Consider the following 18,079-nt stretch of genomic DNA (forward strand, 5'->3'; position numbering starts at 1 on the left):
CGGTATAGGACACGAAAATCGATTCACCACCAAGGCACCAAGGACACCAAGAGGCCGACACGGTTTTTTACCTTCCGTCATGCCCGTGCTTGTCACGGGCACCCACGCCCATCCGTCCGGATTATTGCTTCATGGGGATTTCGTGCGGAACCGCGTGGATGGCCGGGACAAGCCTGGCCATGACGAAAGAGTGAGGCTTGGCCGTTTGCTCCGCCTTCTTGGTGCTCTTGGTGTCTTGGTGGTCAATACCCTCGGCAGCCAACGGATCGTGTCGCCGAATTTAAACCGGACAGCCGTGGCAGCGGCGAGGGATCTCTGTCTGGCAAGACGGTTCCATGCCGGAAAAGCCGCGCCAGAACGAGATTCCTCCTCCCGATGGTCGTCGGAATGACGGAATAGCCTCAGATATACTGCCCCGAATCCACCTTGATGACCTCGCCGGTGATGCAGCGTGCCGCGTCCGACAGCAGGAACAGCACCGCGTTGGCGATGTCGGAAGTGTCGGGCAGGATGGTCAGCGCCGCCTCGGCCAGGGCCTTGTCGCGAAACTGCTGGTCCAGCGCCAGGGTCATCTCGGTCAGCACCATGCCGGGCGCCACCGCGTTGCAGGTCACGCCCTTGGGGCCCAGCTCCTTGGCCGCCGTCTTGGTCAGCCCCACCATGCCCGCCTTGGAGGCGGCGTAGTTGCCCTGGCCCATCTTGCCGCGCAACCCGTTGATGGAGATCATGTTGACGATGCGCCCGACGCCCGCCTGTACCATGCCCGGCCCGGCGGCCCGGATGGTGTTGAAGGCGCTGGTCAGGTTGACGGTGAGCACCGAGGCCCATTCGTCGTCGCTCATCTTGAGGAGCGTGCGGTCCCGCGTGATCCCGGCATTATTGACCAGCAGGTGCACCGGCTTGCCGATCCGGGCGAAGGCTTCGTTGACGCTGGCCGAGTTTGACACGTCCACCGCGTGGGCGGTCATGCCCTGGGGCAACTCTCCGGATTCGCGATCGAAGACGTGAACCTCGGCGCCGGCGGCCGCCAGCCCGTCGGCCACAGTCCGGCCAATGCCGCGCATTCCGCCGGTTACAACCGCAACCCGACCCGAAAATTCCCACTTCATATCAACCACCTCTTGACCTGCGGATCTATTTCGGTATTATCGTACCGAATTATTCATTTAACAAGGTACCGCCCACCTGGGAAGCCGTCAAGTGTCGGCGCTGAACAACCCCAGGGCACGGCACCGAGAGAGATCGGGAGGTTCGCCAGTTCCATGAGCACCACTATCCGCGACATCACGAGCGCCGACATCGAACGGGTGATCGAACTTGATCGCCGCCTCACCGGCACGCCGCGCCGCAATTATCACGAAAAGCGCATGGCCGCCGCCGCGGCCGAGCCCAACAGCTTCGTGACCATTGCCGCCGCTGACGGTCCGGTCCTGAAGGGTTTTGTGTTTGCTCATATCCTGGACGGCGAATTCGGCGGCACCGGTCCGGTCGGCGTGGTCGAGACCATCGGCATCGATCCCGATCAGCGCGGCAACGGCTTGGGGCGCAAGCTCATGGCCGCCGTCGAGGAGGCCATGCGCAAGCGCGGCATCCGTGAACTGGTGACCCAGGCCGATTGGACCGAGCACGCCATCACCCGCTTCTTCCAGTCCGCCGGATTTGAGCTGGCTCCCCGCATCGTTCTCGAGCGCGGCACCGGCGATGTCTCCGATTTCGAGGCTCCCCTGGCCCAGCAGGTGCGCGACAGCGACGAAGTCGATCTGTCCGATCCCTCCGGCGACGATTATGCCGCCCTGTCGCGCGACCGCGTCCCGGTGCGTTCGCTGACCGAAGCCGATTATCCCTTCATCGTCTCCATCGACCGCAAGGTCACCCGCCGCGACCGTTCCACCTATTACAAGCGCAAGATTTCGGAAGTGACCAAGGAATCCGGCGTGCGCGTCTCGCTGGTGGCCGAGGTCGACGGCCTGTTCGCGGGCTTCGTCATGGCGCGGACCGAATACGGTGAGTTCGGCCGGGCCCAGGCCACCGCCATTCTCGACACGATCGGCGTCGATCCCGCCAATGCCGGACACAATGTCGGCCGCGCCCTGATGAGCCAGTTGCTGACCAACCTGTCGTCGCTGGGCGTCGAGAAGGTCCAGACCCAGGTCGCCTGGAACAGCTTCGACCTGCTGCGCTTCATGGCCCGTTGCGGCTTTACGCCGTCGCAGCGCCTCTGCTTCTGGCGCAAGCTGAATTAGCCTCCCACCTGTCCGACCCGCGCCGCGAAGCCGGAGATCCCACGATCTCCGGCTTCTTCGGTTTTTACTTATTTTTTTGAACGCTTCAAGCCCTCTTCCCCAAGCCCAAGACCCGGTTTAGAGTTTCCTTGCAGGATATCCCGACAATGACGTCGGCATCCGAAAAGGAGAATGCGCCATGAAGTTTTTTGCCGCCGCGCTGCTGATCGGCATGACCGCCCTGGGCTCGACCGCCGCTTTTGCCGGTGCGGATGACACCAAGTGGGTGGCCAAGTGCGTCAGCGACAACTCCGATGCCAAGGTTTCCGTGGAGATCGTCGCCAAGTACTGCACTTGCATGAACAACAAGATGGACGACAACGAGACCAAGACCATCACCCAGTGGGAAAAGACCCACCCGACCGAGATGAAGGCCTGCGAAAAGGAAGCTGGCTGGAAGTAAGCGGCGGCGTCTCCAATGGTGTCAGTCATGGGGGTCGACCGAAGGGTCGGCCCCCAATAATTTATACCCTCCCGGCAGCCCATAATTTTTTGTTATGGTGAGCCATGGATATCCGCCAGCTCCGATATTTTCTCGGCATCGTCGAACACGGCTCGCTCACCAAGGCCGCCGAGGCGCTACGCGTGGCCCAACCGGCCCTCAGCCTGCATTTGAAGCGGCTGGAAGAAGAAATCGGCTGCCCCTTGGTTCATCGCACCGCCCGCGGCGTGGTGCCGACCCAAAGCGGCCAGCGCCTCGCGATCCGGGCCGCCATGCTGGTGGAGCAGATGGCGGGCCTGCGGGACGAGATCCGAGGCCTGGAAGCGGCGCCCTCGGGCCCGGCCGTCATCGGCATTCCCACCTCGCTGGGCTCCATGCTGACGGTTCCGCTGGTTCTCGACGTGCGCCGCCGCTATCCGGCCATCCGGCTGCGCGTGGTTGAAGGCTTGTCCGGCCATATGCTGGAATGGGTATCTTCGGGCGAGGTGGACATGGCGCTGGTGTTCGGGTCCGAACCACCGCCGGGACTCGCCACCCGTTTCGTCGCCCGTGAACGCCTGGGACTGGTGGCGGCCGAAGGCGCCGAGGTGGTCGTCGGCCGTCACAGCATCGACCTGGCCAGCGTATTGAATCTGCCGCTGATCCTACCCGGCCAGCCCCACGGGGTGCGCGCCGAGGTGGACCGGGCCGCCGCCGCCGCCGGGATTGACCTGAACGTGGTCATGGAGATCGACGCCCTGGAACAGATCAAGGCGCTGGTGGCCGAGGGCGCGGGCTTCACCGTTCTGTCCGAGCGATACGCCCGCGCGGGGCAAGAGGCCAAGGGCTTGGTCTGCATCCCCATCGTGTCTCCGGAAATCGAGCGCACCATATCCCTGGCCCATGCCTCGGACCGGCCCTTGTCCATCGCGGCAAAGGCGGTGCATGCCATCGCGCTGGATCAGTTGGGCCGCCTGACCAAGGATGGCCGCTGGATGTGATACTGCCCAACCATGTTTCCGTATCATTCGGAAACATAATGGTGGCGATCACATGCGCATTCCGCTTCCGATTCCCCCTGGGACAGTGGTAGTTTCGTCGCCTTCCGCCGCGCCACAAGGGCGAAACAGGCCCGGCCGCGGAAGCGTTCCAAGGATGCGAGGTGAGGAGCTTTCCATGTCCGCTGCCGTAAAGGCGATGCCGCAGTCACGTCTTCTGTTGTCCGGTAACGACGCCATCGCGCGTGGCGTTTGGGAGGCAGGCGTCAAGGTCGCCGCCGCCTATCCCGGCACGCCATCCACCGAGATCCTGGAAAGCCTGTCGCAATACCCCGATCTCTACGCCGAATGGTCGGTGAACGAGAAGGTCGCCCTGGAAGTCGCCATCGGCGGCTCCATGTCCGGCGCCCGCTCGTTCTGCGCCATGAAGCATGTGGGCCTCAACGTCGCTTCCGACGCCTTCATGACGGTGACCGTGGCGGGCGTGGTCGGCGGATTGGTGATCGCCGTGGCCGACGACGTGGGCATGAGTTCGTCGCAGAACGAGCAGGACTCCCGCTTCTGGGGCCGCTTCGCCCATGTGCCGATCCTGGAACCGGCGGATTCCCAGGAAGCCTACGAGATGGCCAAATACGCCTTCGAACTGTCCGAGGCCTATAACACCCCGGTGCTGCTGCGCCTGACCACCCGTGTCTGCCACGTCAAGGCGGTGGTCCAGGTGGGCGAGCGCAATCCCATCCAGATCAGCGGCTTCAAGTCCGATGCGCGGCGCTGGGTCATGACCCCCGCCAACGCCAAGGGCCGCCTGCCCGAGCAGATCGCCCGCGAAGGCAAGTTGCAGGAACTGGCCGAGGCCTCGCCGCTCAACGTGCTGGAACCCGGCTCCGACCGCCGGATCGGCTTCGTCACCTCCGGCCCCGCCTATATGCATGTGCGCGAAAGCTTCCCCGACGCGCCGGTCCTGAAGCTGGGCTTCTCCTACCCGGTGCCCATGGCGTTGATCGAAAAGCTGGCGGCCCAGGTCGACCATCTGGTGGTGGTCGAGGAAACCGAGCCGCTGATGGAACACGACATCAAGGCGGCGGGCCTGCTGACCATCCACGGCAAGGATCTGCTGCCCCGGCTGGGCGAGCTGACCCCCAACATCCTGATCCCGGCCATCAAGACCTTCCTGGGCGAGCCCATTCCGCCCGCGACCACTTACCCGAAATTCGAGCCCTTCCCCCGCCCGCCGACCATGTGCGCCGCCTGTCCCCATATGGGCGTCTACTACTCGCTGGCCCGCATGCGCAAGAAGGTGCAGATTTCCGGCGATATCGGCTGCTACACCCTGGGTGCCGGTCATCCGTGGAACGCCCTGGACACCACCATCTCCATGGGCGCCTCCATGGGCATCGCGCTCGGCATGGACAAGGCCCGCTCGGAAGAGACCAAGGACAAGGCCGTCGTTGCCGTCATCGGCGATTCCACCTTCCTGCACATGGGCATGCAGGGCATGCTGGACATCGTCTATAATCGCGGCAACGTCACCACCCTGATCCTGGACAACCGCACCACCGGCATGACCGGCGGCCAGAACCATGCCGGAACCGGCAAGGGACTGAAGGGCGACGACGCGCCCCGCGTGGACTTCGTCAAGCTGGTGGAAGCCCTGGGCGTTGCGCCCGAGCGTATCCGCAAGATCGATCCCTATATGCTGCCGGTGGTGTTCAAGACCATCAAGCAGGAGATCGAAACCCCCGGCCCGTCGGTGATCATCACCGACCGCCCCTGCGTGCTGTCCGAGTTCTACGAGAAGATCAAGCCGTACCGCGTGGTCGACGAGGACTGCACCGGCTGCGGCAACTGCATCAATGTCGGCTGTCCGGCCATCACCGTCAGGAAGTCGGAATCCAAGACCCGCGCCGACGGCAAGGTCAATGAGCTGAAATTCACCACCATCGACACCGCCATGTGCACCGGTTGCCATATGTGCGTGGAATCGTGCGGCCCCAAGGCCATCGTCCCGGCCCAGCCGGTCGCGGTCGCCGAGTGAGGGACGAACGAGCGAACCAATGTGAGCGCGGCGCCATCGAGGCGCCCGGAGCGAAGCGGAGGAGCCAAGGGTGCGCGAGCACCCGCCCGGCGCCTGAGGGACAAAAAATATGACTGACATCATCACCAATATCCTGGTGTGCGGCACCGGCGGCCAAGGCGTCATGACGGCGGCCGAGATCCTGGCCCAAGCCGCCATCACCAAGGGATTCGACTGCAAGAAATCCGAGGTCGCGGGCATGGCCCAGCGAGGCGGCGTGGTCACCAGCCATGTCCGCTTCGGCAAGCGCGTGTGGTCGCCCGTCATCACGCCGGGCACCGCCGACATCCTGGTCGCCTTCGAGGTGGCCGAGGGCTCGCGCTGGGCCGACATGCTGCGCCCCGGCGGCATCGCCATGGTCAATACCATCCGGCTGGTGCCCCCCGTGGTCTCCATGGGCCTGTTCAAGTATCCCGACGACCCGGTGGCTCAGATGCGCGCCGCCGGAGTCACCGTCTATGACTTCGATGCCGGTGCCATCGCCCGCGACCTGGGCGATTTGAAGCTGGTCAACACCATCATGCTGGGCGCCATCGCCGACTTCCTCCCCTTCCCCGCCTCCGAGCTGGAAGAGCAGATCGTTGGCCGCTTCCGCGAGCGCAAGCCCGCCATGGTGGAGGTCAACAAGCGGGCCTTCGATGCCGGACGCGAAGCCGCCCGTCAACGCGCCGCTGGCAATAGCCCCATGGCGGCAAACTCATAAATAGACCTTTGGCCACAGTGGCTTTCCCGCCCGGTTCTGGTAAATTCGGGGACTGGGCGAGAAAGCGAAGGCCTTGGGAGAGAATGGTATGCCGACCCCCGCCGTGGATTTGACCGCATTGAAGGTTCTGATCATCGATGACCAGGAGTTCGTGCGCGCCATCGTCAAGAAGATGCTTCAGCAGGTGGGTATCGGCACCGTGGTCGAGGCCCATGACGGCAATTCCGGTCTCGAGGTCGCCGAACGTGAACTGCCGGATGTGGTGGTCTGCGATGTTCAAATGCGTCCGGTGGACGGCTTCGGCTTCGTCAAATCGCTGCGCGCCCAGCCCTTCGGCCGCGCCATGCCGGTCATCATGCTGACCGCCCATACCGATTCCACCACGGTCGCCCGCGCCAAGGAATTGGACGTGGACGCCTTCCTGGCCAAGCCGGTCCTGCCGCCTGCTCTCAAGGATAAGATCATCACGGTGATCACGAACGCTCGGACGGGCTGATCAGCGTCCCGGCATTCCCCAACGGCGTGCCGGAGGCTTCAGGCCGGTCACCCAGCCTTCCACCCTTTCCCGAATCTTTGGAATATTGCGGATATCGGCCAGACGGCGGCGCAGGAAGGCCCAGGTCTCCTCGGCATCCTCGGAGCTATCCTCAAGCCAGTACAGCAGGGTCGCGGAATAGACCGCGCTCAGCGTGGCGCGCTTGGTATACCACGCGAAATCGTGGGACTGATCGCCCACCACCCGCCAGATGGCATCGGCGGTATTCCAGGTCAGCCGGGCCGCCAAGGGCAGATTGGACGGCAGAGACAACAGCGAGGTCGCCCGCCGGATGGACTCCCGGTGCTCGCCCCACGGCTGCAATCGCAGCCGCACCGCCTGAAACACCCTCTCCCCCACCTTATCGCTGTCGAACCCCGCCTCCGCCAGGGACGCCGCCATGGCGCGGTCGGCCTTTTCGACGAAATGGGCGACGGCGTCGATGGGACCGCGCGGGAACAGCCGGGCCGACAGGGTGGGGTCCAAGTCCAAGTCGCGGGCGGCGGCGGCCATGGAGGATTTGGACCAGCCGTCGAAGGCGGCGTGGAGCAACATGGCGTCGACCATGGCGTCCATCAGTCGCTGCGCTTCCATGTCAGGCCCTCCCGTTCAGTGCTCGACATTCTCTATCCGGTATAATCGCACCCGTCGAGCATTTCCCCGTCGATAGCGCTTCACATCCACCGGGGCCTGTGGTATCAACCCTCCTCCCGAACGGTAGGAATGCCGTGCGAAGGGGGTCTTTTCAGCGTAGAGGAGCGGTGGCGCAACGTGCAAGTTCTCGTTCGTGACAACAATGTCGATCAGGCCCTGAAGGCGCTCAAGAAGAAGATGCAGCGCGAAGGGGTTTTCCGCGAGATGAAGCTTCGCCGTAATTACGAGAAGCCGTCTGAACGCCGCGCCCGTGAGAAGGCCGAGGCGGTTCGTCGCGCTCGCAAATTGGAGCGTAAGCGCCTGGAGCGCGAAGGCTTCTAAGCAGAAGCTTTTCGGTCGGCTTCATCCGGCCGTTCCAGCACCCGCTGATCCAAGACGCTTGGCGTCACGACTCTGGTCGTGGCGCCTTTAGCGTTTCCATCCCCCCTATTCCACTGTTGCCCCGAAACCGTCATGACGCTACCGTGAAAGTTGGGGAATGAAACACCTTTGGTTTCGGGGGCGGGGGCGATGCGGTTTCTCGACAATCTTCGATTTGGGCGGCGGATCGGCTTGGCATTGCTGCTGCCGGTTTTCGGGTTGCTGGCCTTTTCGGGCTATGTGATCGCCCTGCGCTGGATGGTGGTGTCCGACACCAGCGGCTTGATCCGCATGGCCTCGCTGGCCGTCAATATCAGCGCCACCGTCCATGAATTGCAGAAAGAGCGAGGCGCGTCCTCCCTCTTCGTGGCCAGCGGCCGCACTCAGTTCGCCGACAAGGTCGCCGCCCAGCGCAAGCTGTCGGACGAGGCGGCCGAACGTCTGGAACGCGATGCCGCCGACAGCGGAACCGCCGCGCTAGGCCCGATCTTCATGGAGGCCATGACCAAGGCGCGGACCGCCATGGCCTCTCGCCAGAAGCTGCGCGCCGACATCGATTCGGGTGGCATCGACCGCAACGGCCTATTCCAGGCCTATACCGCCATGATCAAGGTTCAGCTGGATCTGGTCGGACTGATGAGCCAGGTCACCCCGGACAAGGACGCCGCCGAGGCGGTCAGCGCCTATCTGGCCTTCATGGAAGCCAAGGAACGCGCCGGCCAGGAACGCGCCACCGGCGCCGGAGGCTTCGCGGGCAATTTCGACGGCGCCACCTATCGCCGGTTCGTTTCGCTGATCGCCGATCAGGAAATGCTGTTCACCCATTTCATCCGCACCGCCGCCCCTGAGCTGGTCAGCTCTTTCCGCGACACCATGAAGGATCCGGTGGTCGCCGAGATCACCGCCATGCGCGAGGCCGCCTACGCAAAGGCCCTGGGCGGCGGCGAAGGGATTCCCGCTTCCAAGTGGTTCGAGGCGTCCACCAAGCGCATCGACCTGATGAAGGGGGTCGAGGATCGTATCGCCAACGGCTTGATCGCCACCGCCCAACACAACAGCGAGTCCGCCCGCCTGCTGTTGTGGTTTCAGATCTTCGCCGTCCTGTTCGGCCTGGGCTTCACCTTCGCCGTCGCCGCCGTCCTGGCCAGGGGCATTACCCGCCCCATCAACGACCTGACCTCGGCCATGAACCGCTTGGCCCGGGGCGACACCGCCATCCACCTGGACGGGCTCGACCTTGACAGCGAACAAGGTGAAATGGCCCGCGCCGTCGAGGTCTTCCGCAACAACCGGCTGGAAGCGGAGCGCCTTGCCGCCGCCCAGGCCGAGGCCCAGCAGGCCAAGGAACGTCGGCAACAGAATGTGGATCGCCTGACAGCCGAATTCCGCGGAGAGATTTCCGGCGTGCTGGCCGCCATGGAAACGGCATCGGGCCAAATGAGCCATAGCGCGCATGCGCTGGAGAATACCGCCCGGACCATGACATCCAACACGGCCGCCGTCTCGGCCGCCGCCGATCAGGCCAGCGCCAATGTGCAGACGGTGGCCGGGGCGGCCGAGGAACTGGCGGCCTCCATCAACGAGATCAGCCGACAGGTGGCGACCTCGGCGGACGTCTCCCAAGAGGCGGTGAGCGAGGCGGAGCGGACCAACGCCCTGGTGGCCGGCCTGTCGGACGCGGCGCGCAGCATCGGCGAGGTGGTCACCATGATCGGCGACATCGCGGGTCAGACCAATCTGCTGGCACTCAACGCCACTATTGAAGCCGCCAGGGCGGGCGAAGCAGGCAAGGGCTTCGCCGTGGTGGCCAATGAGGTCAAGCACCTCGCCACCCAGACCGCCAAGGCCACCAACCAGATCACCGAGCAGGTCGGCGCCGTCCAGGCCGCCACCGATCAGGCCGTCGCCGCCATCCAATCCATCGGCCACATCATCGCGCGCATCAACCAGGTCTCGTCGGCCATCGCCGCCGCGGTGGAGGAGCAAGACGCCACCACCCGCGACATCGCCCGCAATGTGCAGGAAGCCGCCCACGGCACCCAGGAAGTATCGGCGCATGTGTCCGAGGTCACCGCCGAGGCCGCCGACACCGGCAACACCGCCGAAGACGTACTGACCGCGGTGCGCGGCCTGAGCGCGCAATCCGAAGCGCTGAATCAGGCGGTCCAGCGCTTCCTGGCCGGAGTGGAAGCGGCCTGAGGGCTACAGATTGCTCTTGGCATAGTCGCAGGCCTTGTCGGCGATGCGATCGAGCATCATGTCGTCGGTGATGCCGAAGGTCGCCGCGCCGGACATGGCGAAGCCCCGCGCATAGAACACCGGCTCGGCGATGACCCGCCGATTGGCGGTATCGGTGAACCTTACCTTCATCAGGACGGCGGAACTTCCCGGCATGAAGCCGAACAGCACCCGCTCATAGGCGGTCACCTTCTTGATATCGGTGATGACGGGTTCCATCAGCAGGCCCTTGGGCATGTCGCCATTGGCGCGAAGACCGGGAAACACCGTCTTCATGCAGGCGAGAAGCTCGGCCTCGACATCCGCGACGGCGCCGATATCACCCGGCCCGGTGCCCAGTTGCTCCACCCGCAGCGGCGCCAGGAACACCTTGGAATAGGCCCCCAAAGACTCCCCCGTCGGCTGGACCTCGCCTTCGGGCGCATGAATTTGGGTCATGCAGCCGCCAAGCAAGCTCAACACGGCGATGATGGAAAGCGTCTTCATGGATCCCCCGTTTCCGTCGGTTCACCCCCGATTCGGCGCAGTGTCGAGAGCGATTGTCAAGATTGTCGCGGCACCGCAACAGCGCAAGAACACGCCCTCCCCCCGCTCCTAACGCAGCAGGGCGAGAAACTGCGGATCGTTCAGGGTTTCATCGATGGCATCCTGCATGACCGAATTCGCCACCTTGCGCAGATCCTCCACCTCGGCGAACAAGCCGTTGCCGAGCAATTGGAAGTCGCCTTCCCGGCGTCCCGTCGTCTCCCGGTGATAAACCAGTCGGCCAGAAAATTTCTGTACCACCGAAATGCTGAACCGGGCATTGGCCTCCCGCTTGAAGAACTGGTTGCAGTCAAACCGCTCGATGCTGACCCGCAGGGCGAACTGGCTATGCCCCCCCACGAGCCCCCGCGCCTTCAGGCCGTCGGCAAACCCGGCCTTGACCACGTCCTTGACCGGCATCTCGGTGGTGATGGTCTTGAGCGGCTCTCCAAAGCCGCCACGAATGGCGCCCAGCCAATTGGGATCCTTGTTCCGGTCATCCGTGACCGCATCGATCTCCACCGTGAAGCGAGCGGCCTGCCTTGGCGCGACAACCTTGCCGGCATCATAGGTCAAGCTGGTGGGCGTGGTGCTGCATCCCGCCACAATCAGGCCAAACATCACCGCCAAGCAACGTGTCCAACCCGTCATGCTGCCCCCCTATCGCGACGGCGCATCATAGCATCACCTCCGCCGCCATGCCGAGCCGTGATAATCCCAATTGCCATCATTACCGTTTGCCCCACGGCATCGGTCGAGCCGCGCGTTCCCAGGGGGGGCGTCGGCCAAACATGCACTTTAGATGTCTTGCATATGAGACTTGATAAATTTAGTGCGGATGAAATATGCTCGGAGGGGTCGAGATGCGAATGCAGGTCGGCGCTTCCGAGCAGGTCGCTAGAACCCGCCGGGATGGGAGGACGCGAAAGGGGATCGGCCGCGGGAGGGACGCGGTCTCTCTCGGACGCATGCGTGAATGGTGGCTGCGGCGGCCTCGGCATCCGCGCTAGGGTTACGCCCATTGCGAAAATTGCGCGGGGAGGGGAAAACGTGTCCGAATTGCCAGTGACCACGATCGTCGGCGCGGGGGCTTTTGTCGCCGGGACACTCTTCGGCTGGACGGCCCAGAAGACCAATTTCTGCACCATGGGCGCCATCTCGGACATCGTCTTCATGGGTGATTGGCGGCGGTTTCGCGCCTGGATGCTGGCCGTCGCCGTGGCGCTGGCGGGAACCCAGATCCTGCACCTTACCGGCACCATTAATATCGGCAAGTCCATCTATCTGACGCCCAATTTCGGCTGGGCCGGAGCCATCCTGGGCGGGCTGATGTTCGGCTTCGGCATGACCATGGGCGGTGGCTGCGGCAACAAGACCCTGGTGCGCATCGGTGGCGGCAATCTGAAGTCGGTGGTGGTTTTCCTGGTGCTCGGCTTCTTCTCCTACATGACGCTGCGCGGGTTGATCGCCCTGGGGCGTATCCAGTTGGAAGCCTCCAACATCAATCTGGCCGATCTCGGCTTCGCCACCCAGGGCCTGCCCGACATCGTCGCCAAGCTGACCGGTCTGTCGGCCCAGACGGCGCGAGTCGCGCTGACGGCGGTGATCGGCGGCGGCCTGGCGGCGTGGTGCTTCAAGGATTCCGAATTCCGGGGATCAAGCCACGACGTGGTCGGCGGGCTGGTGATCGGGTTGATGGTGGTGGCGGGATGGGCGGTTTCCGGCGTGCTGGGCGCCGATGAATTCGACCCGGCGCCCCTGTCGTCCTTCACCTTCGTCGCCCCCATCGGCGGCGCGCTGCAATATCTGATGAGCTTCACCGGCGCCACCATCGATTTCGGCGTGGCGGCGGTGGGCGGCGTCATCTTCGGCGCCTTCCTGGCGGCCAAGGCCTCGGGCAAGTTCCAGTGGGAGAGCTTCGCCGGAACCGACGACATGCTGCGCCATCTGGTCGGCGCCGCCCTGATGGGGACCGGCGGCGTGCTGGCCTTGGGCTGCACCGTGGGCCAGGGCATCACCGGCATGTCCACCCTGGCCCTGTCGGCCCCTATCGCGCTGGCCGCCATCGTGTTCGGCGGCGTGGTCGGCATGAAGTATTTGGAAGAGGGAACCCTGTCCGGCGCCGTCAAGGCGGCGTTGGGGCGCGGTTGACGTGGTCGAGGGGGGAATGGTGAAGCCAGAATCCGGTCTGAATCGGCGCCAAGCAATGGTCGCCATGGGGGGCGCCGCCTGCGTCGGCGTTCTGCCCAATCTTGCCTGGGCCACTCCGGCCGAGGCCGAAGCCGCCGTCAAGGCGCTGATCGGCAGCACGGCGACCACCGAGGGACGAGTGCAGCTGAAGCTGCCCCAGATCGCCGAGAACGGCGCCACCGTGCAGCTTCGGGTGCTGGTGGACAGCCCCATGACCGCGGCCGATCACGTCAAGGCGATCCATATCCTGGCCGAGGGCAATCCCCTGCCGGGTGTCGCCTCGTTCCACTTCACGGCCCGTAGCGGCAAGGCCGACGTCTCCACCCGTATTCGCCTGGGCAAGACCCAGAACGTGCACGCCGTGGCGGTCATGAGCAACGGATCGGTGTGGCGGGCCAAGGAAGAAGTCAAGGTCACGGTCGGCGGCTGTTGACGCGGAAAGGGAGAAGCGGGAATGGCCAGCGCCAAGATCAAGGTGCCTGAGACCGCCAAGAAAGGCGAAGTGATCGAGATCAAGACCTCGATCACTCATGACATGGAATCGGGTCAGCGCAAGGACGCGAACGACAAGCCGATCCCGCGCCGGATCATCAACACGTTTACCTGCAAGTACAATGGCACAGAAGTATTCCGTATGGACCTGCATCCTGCGGTTTCGGCTAATCCATATATCTCGTTTTTCGTTGTCGCGACCGAAACCGGAAAGATTGAAATGTTCTGGAACGACGACAATGGGGAAATCTACACCGCGGCGTCGTCCATAACCGTCTCGTGAAGACGGCAACGACGCATATGTTCCTGGGGAGGAGATCAGCATGAAGTCTTACCTTGTAGCGATCCCGGTCTGCCTGGGCCTTGCCCTGGTGGCGGCACCCGCCGCCCGGGCCGGCTCGGCCAATGTCATGGCCGATTCCTGCGCGGGTTGCCATGGCACCGGCGGCCAAAGCCTGGGCGCCATGCCCGCCTTCAACACCAAGTCGGCCGACGAGCTGAAGAAGATGCTGCGCGACTACCGCAGCGGCGCCCGCGAGGCCACCATCATGGATCGCATCACCAAGGGCTATTCCGAAGCGCAGCTCGACGCCATCGTCGACTACTACAAGAAGTGAGGGCTAGGCCATGATGAAACTCTCTCGCAGAACCTTCACCGGTCTGGTCGGATTCGCCGGTGCGGCCTCGGCCTTCGGTCTGTCCGCTTGCGCCACCGGCCCCAAGGTGGTGGTGGTGGGCGGCGGCTTCGGCGGCGCCACCGCCGCCAAATACGTCAAGCGCTACCTGCCCGGCGCCAATGTGGTCTTGATCGACGCCGCCAAGACGCACTTCACCTGCCCGTTCTCCAACACGGTGATCGGCGGCATGAATTCCATGGCCTTCATCGAACGCAGCTTCGATGCGCTGGCCAACAAATACGGCATCACCGTGGTGACCGACATGGTCACCGCCATCGACCCCGTCACCAAGGTGGTCAAGACCAAGGGCGGCATCAGCTTCGGCTATGACAAGCTGGTGGTCTCACCCGGCGTCGATCTCAAATGGGGCGCGCTGGAAGGCTATGACGAGGCGGCGGCCGAACTGATGCCGCACGCCTGGAAAGCCGGGCCGCAGACCGCCCTGCTGCGCAAGCAACTGGAAGCCATGCCCAATGGCGGCACCGTGATGATCAGCGCGCCGGGCAATCCCTTTCGCTGCCCGCCCGGCCCCTACGAGCGGGCCAGCCTGATCGCCTATTACCTCAAGACCCAGAAGCCCAAGTCCAAGCTCATCATCCTCGATGCCAAGGACGCCTTCGCCAAGGACAAGCTGTTCAAGGAAGGCTGGGAGAAGATGTACGACAACATCATCGAATGGGTTCCCGCCGCCAAGAACGGCAAGGTCGTGAAGGTGGACGCCAAGGCGGGCGTGCTGGAAACCGATTTCGACAAGTTCAAGCCGGCGGTGGCCAATGTCATTCCGCCGCAGTCGGCGGGCGCCATCGCGCTGTCCACCGGTCTGGCGGACAAAAGCGGCTTTTGCCCGGTGGACCCCAATACCTTCGAATCCACCCTGCACAAGGACATCTTCGTCATCGGCGATGCCTGCACGGCGGGCGAGATGCCCAAGTCCGGCTATTCGGCCAGCTCGCAAGCCAAGGTCGCGGCGGGCGCCATCGCCGCCATGGTAATGGGCGACAAACCCGCCGCCATGTCGGCCATCAACACCTGCTACTCGTTGCTGGCACCCGATTACGGCATTTCCGTCTCCGGCGTCTATTCGGTCCAGGACGGCAAGATCGCCAATATCAAGGGGGCGGGTGGCGTCAGCCCTTCGGGGGCCAACTACCAGTTCCGCAAGAAGGAAGCCGACTTCGCGGGCGGCTGGTATGCCAGCATTTGCCAGGATACCTGGGGCTAATAAGAAAATGAGACTGGCCGCGCTCGACCCTGGGCGCGGCCGGAGGGAGGGAGACTCGGATGTTTGCTCGCTGTCTTGCGGCCTTTGCCGCCGTGATGATGCTGTTGACCGGGGCGGCCGCCTCGGCCGCCGAATTGGAATCGTCCATCGCCCGTGGCGGACGGCTCTACGACAACTGGTACAAGGAAAAGAAGCTGGACCGGCCGGAGGCCGCCCACGCGGCCTATCCGGCGGGGGGCAAGTATCCCAAGCAGTCGTGGCGCTGCAAGGAGTGCCACGGCTGGGACTACAAGGGCAAGGACGGCGCCGCCGCCAAGACCGACCATCTGGTCCCCATCAAGGGCATCACCGGCATGGCGGGCAAGGATCCGGCCACCATCGCGCCCCTCTTCCGCGACAAGAACCACGGCTTCGCGCCCGAGCAATTGAACGACAAGGATGTCCAGGATCTCGCCCTGTTCGTCTCCAAGGGGCAGATGGATACCGCCAAGTTCATCGATCCCGCCTCGGGCAAGCCCAAGGGCAACGCCGCCAAGGGCGAGGTCTATTTCAATACGCTCTGCGCCGGTTGCCATGGCCTGGACGGTAAGAAGGTCAGCACCGGCGTGCCGCTGGGCCAGGCCTCGGACAATCCGTGGGACATGCTGCACAAGGCGTTCAACGGCCTGCCCGCCGAAGCCATGCCGGCGCTACGCTCGCTTGACCCGAGCATCGCCTCCGATACCGTCGCCTATACCCAGTCTTTACCCAAATGAGTGGGCCGGAAATGACCGGGAATGGCGAAAAGTGCCACGGGCGCGGGCGCAAGCTCGCCCTGCTGGCCGGGGGGATCGTGGCGGGCATGGTGCTCATGCTCGGGCTGATCGCCGGATTCGAATACACCAACCGCACCGAGTTCTGCATCAACTGCCACTCAATGCAGACCAATTACAACGAACTGAAACAGTCGGTTCACTACTCCAACCGCTCGGGCGCCCATGCCCAATGCGCCGACTGCCACATCCCCAAGGAATGGGGCGCCAAGCTGACGCGCAAGCTGTTCGCCGCCAACGACATCATCGCCGAAATGAAGGGCACTCTGGATACTCCGGAGAAATACAACGCCAAGCGCGGAGAACTGGCGGAACGGGTGTGGAAATACATGGCGGCCAGCGGCTCGCGGGAATGCGTCAGCTGCCATTCCTACGAGTCCATGAATGCCGCCAAGCAGACCACCGCCGCCCGGCAAAAGCATCAGGACGCGTCCAAGGAAGGCCGCACCTGCATCGCCTGTCACAAGGGCGTCGCCCACAAGATGCCGCCCAGGGAAGAGTAGATTTCTGTTGCGGTGACGCCCCCCCCCTTTATCCTGTCGCATATGTAGATTCGAAGAAGGGAACGGCCGTGACTGAACAGGTGGATCTGGACGCGCTGGAGGCAATGATCGACCGTTTGCTGGACGGCGGCTATTGCTCCTTGCCCGGAGCCGAAGGGCGGGTCGCCGACAAGCTGAGACGGCTGGCCGATACCCTGGAGGAGCGGTCCCGCGGCATCCTGACCCAATCGGTCGGCATGTCGATCCATCTTAACAGCACGGTCACCCAGGCGCTTCACACCTTGCGCAGCATTCGGGAAATGAGCCAGCGCATGACCACCATCTCGGCTTCCACCGAGGAACTGGTGTCGACGGTCCAAGCCATCAGCCGCACCTCCGAACTGGCCGCCAGCAATGCCCATGGGGTTCAGAGCATCTCTGATGAGGGGGCTCGCAGCACCGAAACGGTGGTCGAGACCATGCGCGGCATCGTCAATACGGTGACCGAGACGGCAGAGCGCGTCACCCATCTGGCCGAGGCGTCCACCAGCATCGGCGCCATCGTCAAGCAGATCGAGCAGATCGCCCGCCAGACCAATATCCTGGCCATGAACGCGACCATCGAAGCGGCACGGGCCGGCGAGGCGGGCAAGGGCTTCAATGTGGTCGCCACCGAGGTCAAGAACCTCGCCAACCAGACCGCGCGGGCCACCCAGGATATCCGCAAGCGCATCGATCAACTCCGTGAGGAAACCGACGCCATTCTGCTGGGAATGACCAAGGGAGCCGAGACGGTGCGCCATGGCGAGATGGTGGTCATGGACTCGGTCGGCAAGATGCGGACCGTCAGTCAGGAAATCCGTGACGTCACCACCTTGATGCAGGAAATCTCGGACCATCTGGGGCAGCAACGGCAATCGGCCCAGGTGATCGCGGAAAATCTGGAAGAAGCCGCGACGCGCTCGGTCACCGATACCGACGCCATCAACGCCATGATCGATACATCGGCATTGGCCAGCGGTTCACTGGTCGATCTGCTGACGGATATCAATAAGGTGGAGATGCGCAACGCCGTCATACATCTCGCCAAGTCCGACCACATGATCTGGCGCCGCCGTCTGGCCGAGATGCTGGCCGGTCGGACCACGCTGAACCCCAACGAGTTGGCCGATCACCGGTCCTGTCGGCTGGGAAAGTGGTATTACGGCGTCCAGGATCCCGCCATTACCGGCCATGCCGCGTTCCGCGCCATGGAGAGCGCGCACGAGAAGGTTCACCACTTGGGCATCGAGGCGGCCAAGCTGTATCAGGCCGGGGATTTCGACGCCGCCATCGCGGCGGTGAGCGCCATCGAGGGGCCGTCCCAGGAGGTTCAGCGCAGGCTGGATGAACTGGCCGTCGCCTTTTCGTGACG

20 protein-coding genes are annotated in these 18,079 nt (G+C 63.9%); 16 read left to right on the forward strand and 4 right to left on the reverse strand.

Features of this window, described 5'->3' with window-relative positions; translation table 11 throughout:
- Window positions 1-401: 401 nt before the first annotated feature.
- A complete protein-coding gene (locus CU669_RS17650) occupies window positions 402-1,109 on the reverse strand; it encodes an SDR family oxidoreductase (RefSeq protein ID WP_112146917.1) in 708 nt (235 codons plus the stop codon).
- A 153-nt stretch (window positions 1,110-1,262) separates the two neighbouring features.
- Between CU669_RS17650 and CU669_RS17655 the strand changes: the two genes are divergently transcribed.
- From CU669_RS17655 to CU669_RS17680, 6 genes are all read left to right on the forward strand, one after another.
- Entirely contained in the window at window positions 1,263-2,243 is a 981-nt protein-coding gene (locus CU669_RS17655) for a GNAT family N-acetyltransferase (protein ID WP_112146918.1), read from the forward strand.
- Between the two features lie 178 nt (window positions 2,244-2,421).
- Window positions 2,422-2,685 (forward strand): hypothetical protein, encoded by a 264-nt coding sequence (locus CU669_RS17660; protein ID WP_112146919.1) that lies wholly within the window; start codon window positions 2,422-2,424, stop codon window positions 2,683-2,685.
- A 104-nt stretch (window positions 2,686-2,789) separates the two neighbouring features.
- Window positions 2,790-3,704: a LysR family transcriptional regulator gene (locus tag CU669_RS17665; protein ID WP_112146920.1), complete on the forward strand. Its 915-nt coding sequence runs from the start codon at window positions 2,790-2,792 to the stop codon at window positions 3,702-3,704.
- 175 nt (window positions 3,705-3,879) lie between these two features.
- Window positions 3,880-5,736, forward strand: coding sequence for a thiamine pyrophosphate-dependent enzyme (locus CU669_RS17670; RefSeq protein ID WP_112146921.1), 1,857 nt, complete (start codon window positions 3,880-3,882; stop codon window positions 5,734-5,736).
- Window positions 5,737-5,845: 109 nt separating this feature from the next.
- On the forward strand, window positions 5,846-6,478 hold the full coding sequence (locus CU669_RS17675; RefSeq protein WP_112146922.1) for an indolepyruvate oxidoreductase subunit beta: 633 nt from the start codon (window positions 5,846-5,848) through the stop codon (window positions 6,476-6,478).
- Window positions 6,479-6,566: 88 nt separating this feature from the next.
- Window positions 6,567-6,974 (forward strand): response regulator, encoded by a 408-nt coding sequence (locus CU669_RS17680; protein WP_112146923.1) that lies wholly within the window; start codon window positions 6,567-6,569, stop codon window positions 6,972-6,974.
- On the opposite strand, the gene CU669_RS17685 is transcribed toward CU669_RS17680, so the two are convergent.
- Window positions 6,975-7,607 (reverse strand): COQ9 family protein, encoded by a 633-nt coding sequence (locus CU669_RS17685; protein ID WP_112146924.1) that lies wholly within the window; start codon window positions 7,605-7,607, stop codon window positions 6,975-6,977.
- 177 nt (window positions 7,608-7,784) lie between these two features.
- Here CU669_RS17685 and rpsU point away from each other — a divergent pair, with 177 nt between their 5' ends.
- Window positions 7,785-7,988, forward strand: a complete 204-nt coding sequence (gene rpsU / locus CU669_RS17690; RefSeq protein WP_002726599.1) for a 30S ribosomal protein S21 — start codon at window positions 7,785-7,787, stop codon at window positions 7,986-7,988.
- A gap of 189 nt (window positions 7,989-8,177) precedes the next feature.
- Window positions 8,178-10,226, forward strand: coding sequence for a methyl-accepting chemotaxis protein (locus CU669_RS17695; RefSeq protein ID WP_112146925.1), 2,049 nt, complete (start codon window positions 8,178-8,180; stop codon window positions 10,224-10,226).
- 3 nt (window positions 10,227-10,229) lie between these two features.
- Here the strand turns inward: CU669_RS17695 and CU669_RS17700 are convergent, their stop codons facing one another.
- Window positions 10,230-10,751, reverse strand: coding sequence for a hypothetical protein (locus CU669_RS17700; protein ID WP_112146926.1), 522 nt, complete (start codon window positions 10,749-10,751; stop codon window positions 10,230-10,232).
- A gap of 108 nt (window positions 10,752-10,859) precedes the next feature.
- The gene (locus CU669_RS17705) at window positions 10,860-11,441 is read right to left on the reverse strand and encodes a YajG family lipoprotein (protein ID WP_112146927.1); all 582 of its coding nucleotides are present in this window, start codon (window positions 11,439-11,441) and stop codon (window positions 10,860-10,862) included.
- A 399-nt stretch (window positions 11,442-11,840) separates the two neighbouring features.
- Between CU669_RS17705 and CU669_RS17710 the strand changes: the two genes are divergently transcribed.
- From CU669_RS17710 to CU669_RS17745, 8 genes are all read left to right on the forward strand, one after another.
- Complete coding sequence (locus CU669_RS17710) at window positions 11,841-12,941, forward strand: YeeE/YedE family protein (RefSeq protein ID WP_112146928.1); 1,101 nt, start codon at window positions 11,841-11,843, stop codon at window positions 12,939-12,941.
- A 16-nt stretch (window positions 12,942-12,957) separates the two neighbouring features.
- Window positions 12,958-13,413: a thiosulfate oxidation carrier protein SoxY gene (gene soxY, locus CU669_RS17715; protein ID WP_112146929.1), complete on the forward strand. Its 456-nt coding sequence runs from the start codon at window positions 12,958-12,960 to the stop codon at window positions 13,411-13,413.
- 21 nt (window positions 13,414-13,434) lie between these two features.
- Window positions 13,435-13,755, forward strand: coding sequence for a thiosulfate oxidation carrier complex protein SoxZ (soxZ, locus tag CU669_RS17720; RefSeq protein ID WP_112146930.1), 321 nt, complete (start codon window positions 13,435-13,437; stop codon window positions 13,753-13,755).
- A 40-nt stretch (window positions 13,756-13,795) separates the two neighbouring features.
- A complete protein-coding gene (locus CU669_RS17725; RefSeq protein ID WP_112146931.1) occupies window positions 13,796-14,089 on the forward strand; it encodes a c-type cytochrome in 294 nt (97 codons plus the stop codon).
- A 10-nt stretch (window positions 14,090-14,099) separates the two neighbouring features.
- Window positions 14,100-15,371, forward strand: coding sequence for an FCSD flavin-binding domain-containing protein (locus CU669_RS17730; RefSeq protein WP_205119493.1), 1,272 nt, complete (start codon window positions 14,100-14,102; stop codon window positions 15,369-15,371).
- 59 nt (window positions 15,372-15,430) lie between these two features.
- Entirely contained in the window at window positions 15,431-16,126 is a 696-nt protein-coding gene (locus CU669_RS17735; RefSeq protein WP_112146932.1) for a c-type cytochrome, read from the forward strand.
- Window positions 16,127-16,137: 11 nt separating this feature from the next.
- Window positions 16,138-16,686: a NapC/NirT family cytochrome c gene (locus CU669_RS17740; protein ID WP_112146933.1), complete on the forward strand. Its 549-nt coding sequence runs from the start codon at window positions 16,138-16,140 to the stop codon at window positions 16,684-16,686.
- Between the two features lie 68 nt (window positions 16,687-16,754).
- A complete protein-coding gene (locus CU669_RS17745; RefSeq protein WP_239988769.1) occupies window positions 16,755-18,077 on the forward strand; it encodes a methyl-accepting chemotaxis protein in 1,323 nt (440 codons plus the stop codon).
- Window positions 18,078-18,079: the final 2 nt, after the last annotated feature.

Source organism: Paramagnetospirillum kuznetsovii (genome assembly GCF_003284725.1).
Lineage (GTDB): Bacteria > Pseudomonadota > Alphaproteobacteria > Rhodospirillales > Magnetospirillaceae > Phaeospirillum > Phaeospirillum kuznetsovii.